At 40.9% G+C, this 12,848-nt stretch carries 14 protein-coding genes; 6 read left to right on the top strand and 8 right to left on the bottom strand.

The window, feature by feature from the left end; all coding sequences use genetic code 11:
* Window positions 1-3: 3 nt before the first annotated feature.
* The 5 genes from DWW85_RS03170 to DWW85_RS03150 form a co-directional block, all read right to left on the bottom strand.
* On the bottom strand, window positions 4-327 hold the full coding sequence (locus DWW85_RS03170) for a ribosomal L7Ae/L30e/S12e/Gadd45 family protein (RefSeq protein ID WP_021943979.1): 324 nt from the start codon (window positions 325-327) through the stop codon (window positions 4-6).
* The gene (locus DWW85_RS03165) at window positions 317-586 is read right to left on the bottom strand and encodes a YlxR family protein (RefSeq protein WP_008401017.1); all 270 of its coding nucleotides are present in this window, start codon (window positions 584-586) and stop codon (window positions 317-319) included. Before DWW85_RS03165 ends, DWW85_RS03170 begins: the two co-directional genes overlap by 11 nt.
* A 69-nt stretch (window positions 587-655) precedes the next feature.
* Window positions 656-1,837 carry a transcription termination factor NusA gene (nusA, locus tag DWW85_RS03160; protein WP_021943980.1) on the bottom strand — a complete coding sequence of 394 codons (1,182 nt, stop codon included), beginning with the start codon at window positions 1,835-1,837 and terminating at the stop codon, window positions 656-658.
* Window positions 1,838-1,861: 24 nt separating this feature from the next.
* Window positions 1,862-2,332, bottom strand: a complete 471-nt coding sequence (gene rimP / locus DWW85_RS03155) for a ribosome maturation factor RimP (RefSeq protein WP_117807493.1) — start codon at window positions 2,330-2,332, stop codon at window positions 1,862-1,864.
* Window positions 2,333-2,440: 108 nt separating this feature from the next.
* On the bottom strand, window positions 2,441-3,085 hold the full coding sequence (locus DWW85_RS03150; RefSeq protein ID WP_021943981.1) for a bifunctional precorrin-2 dehydrogenase/sirohydrochlorin ferrochelatase: 645 nt from the start codon (window positions 3,083-3,085) through the stop codon (window positions 2,441-2,443).
* 237 nt (window positions 3,086-3,322) lie between these two features.
* Between DWW85_RS03150 and DWW85_RS03145 the strand changes: the two genes are divergently transcribed.
* The gene (locus tag DWW85_RS03145; RefSeq protein ID WP_117807492.1) at window positions 3,323-4,564 is read left to right on the top strand and encodes a peptidoglycan-binding domain-containing protein; all 1,242 of its coding nucleotides are present in this window, start codon (window positions 3,323-3,325) and stop codon (window positions 4,562-4,564) included.
* A 553-nt stretch (window positions 4,565-5,117) separates the two neighbouring features.
* Here DWW85_RS03145 and DWW85_RS03140 read toward each other — a convergent pair.
* Window positions 5,118-5,510 carry a PH domain-containing protein gene (locus DWW85_RS03140; protein WP_226801015.1) on the bottom strand — a complete coding sequence of 131 codons (393 nt, stop codon included), beginning with the start codon at window positions 5,508-5,510 and terminating at the stop codon, window positions 5,118-5,120.
* 188 nt (window positions 5,511-5,698) lie between these two features.
* Here DWW85_RS03140 and DWW85_RS03135 point away from each other — a divergent pair, with 188 nt between their 5' ends.
* Window positions 5,699-6,184 carry a DUF5721 family protein gene (locus DWW85_RS03135; RefSeq protein WP_117807490.1) on the top strand — a complete coding sequence of 162 codons (486 nt, stop codon included), beginning with the start codon at window positions 5,699-5,701 and terminating at the stop codon, window positions 6,182-6,184.
* Between the two features lie 244 nt (window positions 6,185-6,428).
* A complete protein-coding gene (htpG, locus tag DWW85_RS03130) occupies window positions 6,429-8,366 on the top strand; it encodes a molecular chaperone HtpG (protein WP_117807489.1) in 1,938 nt (645 codons plus the stop codon).
* 273 nt (window positions 8,367-8,639) lie between these two features.
* On the opposite strand, the gene DWW85_RS03125 is transcribed toward htpG, so the two are convergent.
* Together DWW85_RS03125 and pyrE are read right to left on the bottom strand one after the other, a co-directional pair.
* Window positions 8,640-9,509 (bottom strand): methionyl aminopeptidase, encoded by an 870-nt coding sequence (locus DWW85_RS03125; RefSeq protein ID WP_008400640.1) that lies wholly within the window; start codon window positions 9,507-9,509, stop codon window positions 8,640-8,642.
* A 17-nt stretch (window positions 9,510-9,526) separates the two neighbouring features.
* Window positions 9,527-10,201 carry an orotate phosphoribosyltransferase gene (gene pyrE, locus DWW85_RS03120; protein ID WP_044944879.1) on the bottom strand — a complete coding sequence of 225 codons (675 nt, stop codon included), beginning with the start codon at window positions 10,199-10,201 and terminating at the stop codon, window positions 9,527-9,529.
* 239 nt (window positions 10,202-10,440) lie between these two features.
* Here pyrE and DWW85_RS03115 point away from each other — a divergent pair, with 239 nt between their 5' ends.
* From DWW85_RS03115 to DWW85_RS03105, 3 genes are read left to right on the top strand one after another with little or no spacing between them, the layout of a single operon-like run.
* Window positions 10,441-11,406: a TAXI family TRAP transporter solute-binding subunit gene (locus DWW85_RS03115; protein ID WP_117807488.1), complete on the top strand. Its 966-nt coding sequence runs from the start codon at window positions 10,441-10,443 to the stop codon at window positions 11,404-11,406.
* A gap of 25 nt (window positions 11,407-11,431) precedes the next feature.
* On the top strand, window positions 11,432-12,619 hold the full coding sequence (gene gltS, locus DWW85_RS03110) for a sodium/glutamate symporter (protein WP_008400636.1): 1,188 nt from the start codon (window positions 11,432-11,434) through the stop codon (window positions 12,617-12,619).
* 15 nt (window positions 12,620-12,634) lie between these two features.
* Window positions 12,635-12,838, top strand: a complete 204-nt coding sequence (locus DWW85_RS03105) for a hypothetical protein (RefSeq protein WP_117807487.1) — start codon at window positions 12,635-12,637, stop codon at window positions 12,836-12,838.
* Window positions 12,839-12,848: the final 10 nt, after the last annotated feature.

The raw sequence follows: 12,848 nt of genomic DNA, 5'->3' as shown, positions 1-12,848 counted from the left end.
AAGTTACACCTCCATATTTTCACTCAAACTCATGTATTTTATGATCTGTTTCGCAAATCCTTCATCTAAGATCGCGATCGACGTCCGGAATTCTTTTCCAACGAATTTTCCCAGACTGTCTTTGTCTCCAAATTCAAAATATGGAATCTCATAAAAATTACATTTTTGATCAAATAGTTTCTTTGTATTATGGGCTGCATCACATGCCACGATCACAGCACATGCGCTTCCGTTTTTTACGGCCTTTTCTACTGAAAAGTTTCCGCTTACCAGCCTTCCGGCCTTTGCACATAAGGAAATCATGGAATAAATCTTCTTACTGTTCAATTGCCTCTAACTCCTTATCCAGTTTCTCATAAACCTCTTTTGGAATCTGCATCTTGAATGAGCGTTCCAGAGATTTACTCTTCATAGCTTTTTTCAGGCACTCTGCCTTACGGCATATATATGCCCCCCGTCCATTCATCTTGCCGGTCAGGTCGATCGCAAAATTATTCTCATTATCCTTCACGATACGGATGAGTTCTTTTTTCGGTATCATCTCATTACAACCAAGGCACTGTCTGAGCGGTATCTTCTTTGCCATAACATCACTTCCTATGCTTATATATTTATCTCCGTTCCAATCGGCATGGTACCCGGTCAGAACTTCATTTTATTCTTCGTCTTCTTTTACTTCTTCTGCATCCTGCTGCTCCAGAGATTCTTCATAAGAACCATCAACGATATCATCAATATTGTCAAATGCTTCTTCCTGCTCCGGCTCTTCGTAGTCATCATTTTCTTCTGAGAAATATCCCATCTCTTCTGCCTGTGACTCACTCTTAATGTCGATCTTATATCCTGTCAGCTTTGCAGCAAGTCTTGCATTCTGACCTTTCTTACCGATTGCAAGTGATAACTGATAATCCGGTACAACGACAAATGCGCTCTTTTCATTCAGATCTACATCAACTGCAATAACCTCTGATGGACTTAATGCATTCTTGATGAAGATTGCCGGATTCTCATCCCAACAAATAATATCGATCTTCTCACCGTTCAGATCTTCTACTACGTTGTTAACACGGCTTCCATTTACACCTACACATGCACCTACCGGATCTACATTCTCATCATGAGAATAAACAGCGATCTTGGAACGGGAACCGGCCTCACGGCAGGAGCTCTTGATCTCTACTGTACCGTCTGCGATCTCGGTTACTTCCTTTTCAAATAAACGCTTTACCAGATCAGGATGTGTTCTGGATACTGTGATCTTAGGTCCTCTGGAGCCTTTCTTTACTTCTGTTACATATAATTTGATACGGTCACCTCTGTTATATACTTCGCCGGGAACCATCTCAGACTCTTTTAATATTGCTTCTGTCTTATCATCCAGACTGACATTGATGTTGTTTCCAACATATCTCTGAACGATACCTGTGATGATATCCTTCTCTTTTGTATAGAAGTGATCGTAGATCGCATCTCTTTCGCTCTCATTAATTGCCTGAACGATTACATTTCTTGCTCTCTGTGCTGCGATTCTTCCGAAATCCTTTGTTGTGATCTCGATGTTGATGATATCTCCGAGATCATATTTGGAATTCATCATCTTAGCTTTTTCCAGAGAAATCTGTGTCGCAGGTCTTTCAACCTCTTCTACAACCTCTTTCTTCGCATATACATGAAACTCACCGGTCTCACGATCCATAACAACATCGATATTCTCATCGGTATCAAAGTCCTTCTTGCAGGCCGCCTTTAAGGATCTTTCGATCGCATCCAGCAGAATATCCTTGCTGATGTTTTTCTCCTTTTCTAATTGATTTAATGCTTCGATAATTTCTGACACTTTTTTATCCTCCCGCTTCTTTTATTAATATACAAATGCAAGTCTTATCATCGATATATCTTTTCTTGCAATCTTCAGTTCTTTCTCATCTTCTGTCAAAATGGTAACTGTTCCTTCATCGTACGCTGTAAGTTCACCTTCAAAATCTTTACAGTTATCGATCTTGGTATATGTCTTGATCTCTACGATCTTGCCAATACTCCGTTTAAAGTCATTTTCCTTCTTTAATGGTCTTGTAAGCCCCGGAGAGCTGACCTCAAGAATATAGGCATCCTTAATGAAGTCATCTGCATCCAGCAGATCACTCATGGCTCTGTTCACGATCTCACAATCTCCGATCGTTATTCCACCTTCTTTATCTGCATAGATCCGCAGATAATAATCACTGCCTTCTTTTACATATTCCACATCAACCAATTCAAGGTTATTTGCTTCAATGATCGGCAGAACCATCTCTGTTGCTTTTGCTTCAATATCTGTTTTCTTCGTAGCAATACCACCTTTCTACAAAAACTAAGAGTGGGTCAAAACCCACTCTTAATAGTTACCATAATCTTACTAAAACAAAATTATAACACGTTATAAGGAAAATGCAAGTATTTTTTATCGCATGCCCTTCGCTCTCAGCTCATCTTCCTTCGCATAACGATCCAGAATCTTATTTGCCTTTCGGTCATCGATCATATACTTATTGCTGATTGCCTGTTTGATGATCTCATCCAGTGCCAGTTCCCTTAAATAAGCATCCTTGATATTAATGGACGCAATCTCTCGGTATGCTCCCATCTTTCTGGTCAAGGTTCCATACTCATAAGGAATCAGCTTCTCGATCATATTACGGATCTCCTTTGCTACATTTGAACTGTAGCCTCCTGTTGTGACCCCTATCACCAGGTCTTCACGCATAACAATTCCGGGGAACAGGAAGCTGCTGACATCCTTGTTATCTGCTACATTGACCGGAATATTATGTTCGTTACAATACTTTCCGATCTTAGCATTTACATCATCCCTCTTAGTCGCTGCAATTACCATATCTGCCGTATCAAGCGCATCTAATGTCATATTCGACTCATGTACGCTGATTCCCGGTACTGCCTTGATCTCATCGCAGATCCTCGGTGCGATAACTGCGATCTTACAGTCAAACTTTATCAGAGAGTTAATCTTTCGAAGTGCGGTCTTTCCTCCGCCAAGTACAATTACTTTTTTGTTTTCCAGATTGATAAACATTGGAAAATATGCCATAGTGAAACCTCCTGTCGCTTCTTTCCTTTTATATTACTTTTTAAGAAATCTCTTTTCATATACTTCATCATTCTATACCATGCATAACACTTGTTTCTGTCGTTTAAATCTTCTAAACGATCATTACACCACGCAATAACATACATTCTTTCCTGCTTCTGCATTGATAAAGTATTATTGGCATGAAATATGATTTTGTCTCATATAATAAACAGATTATAATTCAGGATTACTAAAATGGCAAATGGAAACAATAACGGAACATTAAAAATCAGGATCATCTCGGAACAGACTGCATATCCGGTAACCGGTGCGGTCGTTTCTGTCGCATCTACCGGAACTCCGGATGAAGTTATAGAGGAACGGCAAACAGACAGCGACGGTATCATCGATGGCATCACCCTTGAAACTCCTCCACTGGAATACAGCATGGAACCATCTGACAACCAGCCATATTCCGAATACAATCTGAAAATCAATGCACCCGGATTTGAACCACGTATCATCTCCGGTGTACAGATGTTTACCGACGAAAAGGGCATTCAGTCAGTTAAGCTGCGTGTTTCTGATACTGACCAATCGAGCTATAACCCAACGGTGATCGGTGCTCATACCCTCTGGGAAGAATATCCGCCAAAGATTGCTGAGGATGAGATTAAAACAGTTGCAGAGACAGGCGAGATCGTCTTAAGCCGTGTCGTGATTCCGGAAACCATCGTGGTACATGATGGAGCTCCTTCCGACCCAACTGCAATCGACTACTATGTACCTTACAAAGACTACATAAAGAATGTTGCATCAAATGAAATCTACTCCACATGGCCGGATGCTTCCCTTCGAGCCAACATCCTTGCAATTATGTCCTTCACCTTAAACCGTGTCTATACAGAATGGTATCGTGGAAAGGGATACGATTTTACGATCACATCTTCAACCGCTTACGATCAGAAATGGATCTATAACAAGACAATATATAAAAATATCTCCCGTATCGTTGATGAACAATTTGCCAATTATCTATCAAGGCCGGGTGTCACCCAACCGATCTTTACACAATACTGTGACGGGAAACGGGTCACCTGTCCAAACTGGATGACCCAATGGGGTTCCAAGTATCTTGCCGATCAGGGACTGTCTGCGATAGAGATCTTACGCTACTACTATGGCGATTCCATTTATATCAACTCTGCCGAAACCATTGCCGGTATTCCATCCTCTTATCCGGGATATGATCTGTCAATTGGCGCAACCGGTGACAAGGTTCGTCAGCTTCAGGAGCAGTTAAATCGTATCGCACAGAATTATCCATCCATACCAACTGTTGCCGCCGATGGCATCTATGGACCTGCCACTGCCGATGCCGTCAGACGCTTTCAACAGATCTTCGACCTGCCCGTTACCGGCATCACCGACTACTCCACCTGGTACAAAGTCTCCCAAATCTACGTTGGCGTCACCAAGATAGCCGAGAATATCTGATTTCCTGACGACAGAGACCCCTGCCATACCCTTTATTACGCAGAACACTTGCGTTCTATTTTTCACGTAACGGTACTAACCTCCTCACCTTCGGTGACTCGTTAAGGACCGACGTGAAAAAAGGTCTGCTCCATAAAGGTATGCAGTGGACTCTGTCTGTCTATAATAAGATATATTCTTCTTCGATACTTGATTCCACAGACAGATCAAAAATGCGTTGTTGCTTTTATATCATGGTATCTTGCTTTCATATCGTAAAAGATCGTATCTGGTTGTTCAGCAATCACTTTACCTTATAATTTAAAATGAGAACTGATATTACTATTATGAAGCAAGCCTGCCTGAGCGTTGGTACTTAGGCTGCGTCTTTTGCAGCCTTATGTACCACTACGTCGAAGGTAGAGCGAAAGCGTCTTGCGGAATAATATGTAATATCAGCTCTCATTTAATCATCAAAGCATACCTCTTGCTGAACAACCAAATACGATCTTACATTACCGATCAAAGCAAACTACTATCGTATAAAGCAGCAACGTACTTTTGATCGTCCTCGTTAATATGTATCGTGGTCGTCGTAATCGTCGAATTCATCGCGTTCATGATCCATGAACTCACGGCTGGAAACCTTCTTTTTGGTACGTTCATCTTCTACCATATTTGATAACATTTCCTTGACCTCTCTGGACTTCTTGATGTTCTTGATCTCGAAATCTCCCATTGTCTTATCTGCGGAACAGCATTTGATCGTTCCAAGTCCGCACATTCTCTGCCATAATTTACGTTCCAATGAAACATCCATGATGCGATAAAGTCGTACTTCATCTTCTTTCACACTGAAGAACCCCGTACTGATAAATAACCGATCCTCTGATAAGCTGTACTTTGTAAATGTCCATGGTAACCCGAAAAATATACGTTTGCGATCCTTCCATATAATCTCTGCCATTTCAAAACCTCCCATATTTTTATAAATCTGTAAAAATACTAACACACCTCCCGCTAAAGTTCAACAAATGGATTTTCTCATCCGGCTGTTTTCAGATTTCCGATTGCAACCTTTCCTCTTTTCCTGTAAACTAGAGGCAAGAATTTTATCGCAATCCGTTGTTTATTGCAGGGAGGTAAAAGCTTTATATGCTTAATATAGAAATTACTGAAACAAAAAACTTCGTTAAAAAGCTTTTGATGGAACCGGTCTTTGACACATTTTTGCTAGTGGAAGCCTATGTCCTTTCTGACGTTTCTTATACGATCGACGGCAGACTGAATCCATCTTTTTTTGATACGGAAGAACTGGAAGAAATGACCTCAAAGACTTATACGACATGGGGGGCTGTCAGACATCATATCTTCAATGTCATCAAGGGCAATAAACTCCCATTAAACTTCAAGATCGTGCTGATCTTATCAGACGCGAACATTAACCGGATCATTGAACAGAACCATCTGAATCTCACGACATCCGACATTGCAAATCTGTCTTTAAACATCTACTTTGACGGAGAAAAGATCTCACTTACAACGATGGCATCCATGAACATTTTCTCCATGGATAAAACACTTGCAAACATCTGGGATGCAAATGTATCTGCTTTTTTTAAACAGAATCAGATCTTTTAACCACCTGCTACAGCACTCATTTCTAAATAAACCATAAAATATTTATGAATTATTAGCACTCGACATATTTGAGTGCTAATTTTGTCTTGACTTCTATTTTTTTCTGATTTATGATACCTGTTAGTGATAACACAGAACAGATAGGGCAGATATTTCTCGCATTACACATATATAGATATTTGCGTATTCCGATTTGTTCTGACAACTGGAATAATATAGAATTTATATAAGGAGATGCATTTTTATGAAAAAAGGAAGTTTATCAATTAACAGCGAAAACATTTTCCCTGTCATCAAGAAATGGCTGTATTCCGACCATGATATCTTTGTCCGGGAATTAATCTCAAACGGCTGTGATGCTGTAACAAAATTAAAGAAATTATCTCTGATGGGCGAATTTGACGAACCGGACGAACCTTATCGTATCGATGTGATCGCAAGCCCGGACAACAAGACCTTACAGTTTATTGATAATGGTATCGGTATGACTGCTGAAGAAGTCGAAAAGTATATTAATCAGATTGCATTTTCCGGTGCTGCTGCTTTCCTTGAGCAGTACAAGGACAAGGCAACAGAGGAACAGATCATCGGTCATTTCGGACTCGGTTTCTACTCCGCATTTATGGTTGCCGATAAGGTAACGATCGAATCCCTTTCCTACAAACAGGACGCAGAACCTGTATATTGGGAATGTGAGAACGGAACGGACTTCTCCATGGATAAAGGCGACAAAGAAACCAGAGGTACTGTTATCACCCTGTATCTGAATGAAGACAGCTATGAATTTGCAAATGAATACCGTATCAAAGAAGTAATCGACAAATACTGCTCTTTCATGCCTGTAGAGATCTACTTTACAAATGCAGATGCCCCTGCAAAAGATGAAGAAGAAAAGGCAACCAAAGCTGAAGCATCAGAAGAAGCTACTGCTGAAACCGATGAAACAAAGGATGCTGCCGAAAAGAAAGAAAAAGAAGCACCAAAGCCTTTAAATACTACAACACCTCTCTGGACCAAGCATCCAAATGACTGTACAGACGATGAATACAAAGACTTCTATCATAAAGTATTCCATGATTACAAAGATCCATTGTTCTGGATCCACCTGAACATGGACTATCCATTTAACCTGAAAGGCATTCTGTACTTCCCGAAGATCAATACCCAGTACGATAATCTGGAAGGAACGATCAAGCTGTATAACAACCAGGTATTCGTAGCTGATAACATCAAAGAAGTTATCCCTGAATTCCTGATGCTGTTAAAAGGTACTATCGACTGTCCGGATCTTCCGCTGAACGTATCCAGAAGTGCTCTGCAGAATGATGGATTTGTTAAGAAGATCTCCGATTACATCACAAAGAAGGTTGCCGATAAATTATCCGGTATGTATAAGGTTCACAGAGAAGATTATGAGAAATACTGGGATGATATCAACCCATTTATCAAATTCGGCTGCTTAAAAGATGAGAAATTCTTAGAGAAGATGAAAGATTTCTGTATCTATAAGAATCTGGAAGGCAAATACCTGACTCTGCCGGAATATCTGGAAGCCGGAAAAGAAAAATACGAAAACAAAGTCTTCTATGTTACGGATGAAGTTGCTCAGTCACAGTACATTAACATGTTCAAAGAGGAAGGCATGGATGCCCTGATCATGACACAGACGATTGACAGCCCATTTATCACGCTTCTGGAACAGAAAAATGAAAATGTACATTTCTACAGAATCGATGCAGATCTGTCCGATAATTTTGTAGATGAATCATTATCCGAAGAAACAGCAAAGGATTATACCGACAAGCTGACCGAACTCTTCAAGAAAGCACTGGATGTCGAAAATATCACGATCAAGGTAGAAGCATTAAAGAATAAAGACTTATCTTCTATGCTGACCTTATCTGAAGAATCCAGACGTATGCAGGAAATGATGAAAATGTATGGTATGGCCGGTATGGGCATGGATCCTGCCATGTTCGGCGGCAAGGGTGAAACACTGGTATTAAATGCCAACAATAATCTGGTCAAATATGTCCTTGACAACCCGGAGGGCGAGAACACTCCTACCATCTGCTGTCAGTTATATGACTTGGCAGTTCTTGCCAACAGACCATTATCTGCCGATGCCATGACCAAGTTCGTCGCAAGAAGCAACGAGATCTTAAGCATTCTGGCAAAATAATGCCATTCATTTAAAATATAAAACACAGGGATTGCCCCTATACAGACCATAAGCCCCATTATAATATGACATTTAGTGAAGGTTTCGTCGTGAAATGCATATTGCCAGTAAATACGAGCGCTTGTCTGAGCCAACATTTAGTTGGCGAGTTAGCGCAGGAGTATTTACGAATCAGGCATATGCATTGAACAGAAACCGTAACGAGTCATTTATAATGGGGCTTATGGTCTGTATAGGGGCAATCCCTGTGTTTTGTATAATTATGTGAAAGTATTATTTTGCTAGAATCTCAATTCCGTGCTCGGTCATAAGAAGGGTGTATTCCCACTGGGCAGATGGCTTGCCATCATCTGTACGAATCGTCCAGCCATCGTCAGCATCCTGCCATACGTCAGGCACACCTAGATTGATCATTGGCTCGATCGTAAATGTCATGCTTGGAGCAATCACATAATCCTTGCCCGGCTGTCCGATATGGCTGACATACGGATCTTCATGGATATCAAGTCCCACACCATGTCCGCCGATCTCACGGACAACAGAATAGCCCTGCTCTTTGGCAAATGTATTGATCGCATATCCGATATCACCGATCGTTGAATATGGCTTACATACTTCTACTCCAAGATCCAGTGCTTTCTTTGTATCCTCTACCAGCTTCTTCCAGACCGGATCAACATCTCCGATCATGAACATACGGGACGAATCACCAAAATATCCATTATATTTCGTTGTACAGTCAATATTGACAATATCTCCATTTTTCAGGATTGTTTTCTCATCCGGTATACCATGACAGACAACATCATTAATCGATATACAGACACTCTTCGGATATCCTTCATATCCAAGGCAGGCAGGTATTGCATTGATTGATTTCGTGTATTCATAGATTCTTCGATCAAGCTCACCTGTAGATACTCCTTCTTTTACAAATGGAGTAATGAAATCAAGCACCTCTGTATTTACCTTGGATGCCACGCGGATTCCTTCGATCTGTTCCGGTGAACGCATCATTCTTCTTGTCGGGATCTTATATCCCTTCAGCTTCATTTCTTCCAGTTTGCTGTCGATGTTCAAATGGCAGGATTTGTATTTCTTTCCACTTCCGCACCAGCAGATATCATTTCTTCCTAGTTTCATTTTTCTACCAACCGTTTCTACTTTACGCCATAAATATCATAATAAGCATCAATCGCAGCCTTTAACTTATCATCAATTATGACTTTACCCTTATATTCTTTATTATATAAATGCTCTACAACCTCTGCCATTGTAACAATAGCAGTTGTCTGGATACCATATTCTTCCTGAATCTCTGTCAGTGCACTCTTCTTGCCCTGTCCACGCTCCATACGGTCAACAGAAACGACAAGTCCCATAACATCTACATCTCCCTGTGCCTTAATGATCGGCATAGTTTCCTGGATCGATGTTCCGGCTGTTGTTACATCTTCAATGATAACAACCTTATCACCATCTGAGATCGGGCTTCCGAGTAAGATTCCCTTATCTCCGTGATCCTTGATCTCTTTTCTATTTGAGCAATATTTGATGTCTTCATCATACATTTCTGCAATTGACATGGTAGTTGCTACTGAAAGCGGAATTCCCTTGTATGCAGGTCCAAACAATACATCAAAATCAAGACCAAACGCACTGTTGATTGCTTCCGCATAGAACTCACCCAGTCTCTTTAACTGTGCCCCTGTTCTGTAAAATCCGGTATTTACAAAGAAAGGTGTTTTTCTTCCACTCTTTGTTGTAAAATCTCCAAATTTTAATACATTACAATCGATCATAAATTCAATGAATTCCTGTTTGTACTGTTCCATTTTTCTTTCATTCCTCCTTGATTTCAGACCATTTATGTACCCTTTAGTTAGGCATTTCGAACTCATTCTAGCACAAATGGTTTCGAAACACAAATGGTTAATTTTTCTGTTCCATTTTGTATCTAATTGTTGTACAATAGCCAAAGGTCTATATTTTTCGACATACCTTTAGAACAATTCCGTCCTATATTACCATATTTACGAAAAAATATATACATTAGAAAGGAAATTTTATCAATATGAAGAAAAAAACAGCACTTTTTCTCTGTCTGATCCTGCTTATTTCCACTATCGGAACAGGATGCAGCAGCAAAAAAGACGCCATCCGATTCGGTGCAGCGGATATCGGCGGTATCTATTATACCTTTGCAAATGCTTATGCCGGTCTGGTCAACAACGATGCCCCTGATTACAGCATTGAAGCAAAGAAGACTGCTGGATCTGCGGCAAATCTACGACTGCTTGCCGACGGTTACATTGATCTCTGTATTGCACAAAATGATATGATTGATGACGCAGTAAATGGAACAGGCACATTTGTGGGGAAATCGATCAGTGGATATTCCGCTATCGCCTCTCTGTATCCGGAAGCCTGCCAGATCATTGTAAAAAAAGATTCAAACATCAAGTCTCTCGATGACCTGACCGGAAAAACCATAAGCATCGGAGCATCCGATTCCGGTACGGAACGAAATGCAAAACAGATCCTTGAGGTTGCCGGTCTGAATAACGATCTGGTCAAAACCACAAACCTTGACTATATCGATGCTGCCGAAAGCCTGGTTTCCGGTGAAATTGATGCTTTCTTTGTTACAGCAGGCATTCAGACCACGGTCATTGAAGAGCTGACAAGAACCTGTGATATCCGTTTGATCGGACTTAACGACAGTTGTAAAAATAAGCTATTGTCTGCTTATTCGTATTACTCCGATTTTATCATTCCCGCAAATACCTATTCCGGTCAGACCGAGGATGTATCAACGGTCTGTGTGCAGGCTGTCATGCTTGCAGATAACGACTTATCGAAGGATACTGTAGAAGATCTTACGAGGCTTCTGTTTGAACATGCAAATGATCTGCAATATTCACTTTCGATCGATATGCAGTTAAATGAACAGGCAGCAACAAAGGGCATCACGATCCCATTTCACAAAGGGGCTGCTGCTTACTACAAAGAAAAAGGGATTACCGTTGATGTACGATAATTTCTGAACATAAGAAAGGGTAATTATGAAAATTCAATTAGATATGTATCAGACACTTGCGATTGCCGTCCTTGTGTTGATGCTTGGAACATTTTTGAAAAAAAGGATCTTCTTTCTGGAAAAATTCTGTATACCTTCTCCTGTTATCGGCGGACTCTTATTTGCAATCTTCACCTGTATCTGTTACAGTACGGGATTGGCAGAATTTTCCTTTGATGATACCCTACGGGAAGTCTGTATGGTATTCTTCTTTACCTCTGTAGGTTTTCAGGCAAATCTGAAGGTCTTAAAGAGCGGTGGCAAATCACTGGCGGTCTTTCTGGGGCTTGTTATTGCTCTGATCGTACTTCAAAACCTGCTTGCTGTCGGTATGTCCAGGATCCTTGGACTTGACCCTCTGATCGGTATGTGTACCGGATCAATCCCAATGGTCGGCGGACACGGAACCGCAGGTGCCTTCGGTCCGGTTCTGGAAGACTTTGACATATCCGGTGCAACCACAATCTGTACCGCAGCTGCAACCTTTGGTTTGATCGCCGGAAGTCTGATCGGCGGTCCACTCGGAAAACGACTGATCGAGAAAAAGAATCTGTTAGAAACGGTTGTGCCTGAAGATGACAGCCTTTTGATCGAAGAAGAAAAGAAACATGAACGTCATACAAATATGTATGCAGCCGCTGTTTTTCAATTGATCCTTGCAATAGGACTCGGAACGATATTCTCATGGTTACTGACAAAAACCGGGTTAACTTTTCCAATCTACATCGGTGCTATGATCGCAGCCGCACTGATTCGAAATATCGGTGAATATTCCGGTAAATTCACGATTCATATGGGTGAGATCAACGATCTTGGCGGTATTGCTCTCTCCCTGTTCCTCGGTATTGCAATGATCACATTAAAACTATGGCAGCTTGCATCTCTCGCTCTTCCATTATTTATCCTGCTGACCAGTCAGGTTATTCTGATCTGTCTGTTCACATACTTTGTTGAATTCAACATCATGGGACGTGACTACGATGCTGCTGTTCTGGTTGCCGGAACCTGTGGTTTTGGAATGGGGGCAACACCAAATGCCATGGCAAATATGCAGGCAATCTGTGATAAATATTCGCCATCCGTAAAAGCCTATCTCCTGATTCCGCTTGTTGGCAGTTTATTTGCAGACTTTATCAACAGCCTTGTTATTACATTCTTCATCAACCTGTTATAAAAGGAGGATATTCTCATGTTCGGACATAGAAAAGATAAGAAAAAAGATTATAATCTGACTTACGACAATCTCGCAATCCCTGAAATTCATACGCAGTCAGACTCGGATTCGAATGACGCTGACACTTCGAATCCTGTACATACAGAATCTTCCAAGGAGGAAGCGAACATCTCCTATGATGTCGCCATCCCTGAAGTTCATATCCGGAAGAAAAAATAAAAAACTCCCT

Source organism: Clostridium sp. AF17-21AC (assembly GCF_003461365.1).
GTDB lineage: Bacteria > Bacillota > Clostridia > Lachnospirales > Lachnospiraceae > Coprococcus > Coprococcus ammoniilyticus.
This window is presented reverse-complemented; position numbering and strand designations above follow the sequence as displayed.

Excerpts from the sequence above, each read along its gene's own strand:
- DWW85_RS03165 (WP_008401017.1), bottom strand. The coding sequence starts at position 586 with ATGGCAAAGAAGATACCGCTCAGACAGTGCCTTGGTTGTAATGAGATG.
- DWW85_RS03150 (WP_021943981.1), bottom strand. The coding sequence starts at position 3,085 with ATGGCATATTTTCCAATGTTTATCAATCTGGAAAACAAAAAAGTAATT.
- DWW85_RS03145 (WP_117807492.1), top strand. The coding sequence starts at position 3,323 with ATGGCAAATGGAAACAATAACGGAACATTAAAAATCAGGATCATCTCG.
- DWW85_RS03140 (WP_226801015.1), bottom strand. The coding sequence starts at position 5,510 with ATGGCAGAGATTATATGGAAGGATCGCAAACGTATATTTTTCGGGTTA.
- DWW85_RS03135 (WP_117807490.1), top strand. The coding sequence starts at position 5,699 with ATGCTTAATATAGAAATTACTGAAACAAAAAACTTCGTTAAAAAGCTT.
- htpG (WP_117807489.1), top strand. The coding sequence starts at position 6,429 with ATGAAAAAAGGAAGTTTATCAATTAACAGCGAAAACATTTTCCCTGTC.
- DWW85_RS03125 (WP_008400640.1), bottom strand. The coding sequence starts at position 9,509 with ATGAAACTAGGAAGAAATGATATCTGCTGGTGCGGAAGTGGAAAGAAA.
- pyrE (WP_044944879.1), bottom strand. The coding sequence starts at position 10,201 with ATGGAACAGTACAAACAGGAATTCATTGAATTTATGATCGATTGTAAT.
- DWW85_RS03115 (WP_117807488.1), top strand. The coding sequence starts at position 10,441 with ATGAAGAAAAAAACAGCACTTTTTCTCTGTCTGATCCTGCTTATTTCC.
- gltS (WP_008400636.1), top strand. The coding sequence starts at position 11,432 with ATGAAAATTCAATTAGATATGTATCAGACACTTGCGATTGCCGTCCTT.
- DWW85_RS03105 (WP_117807487.1), top strand. The coding sequence starts at position 12,635 with ATGTTCGGACATAGAAAAGATAAGAAAAAAGATTATAATCTGACTTAC.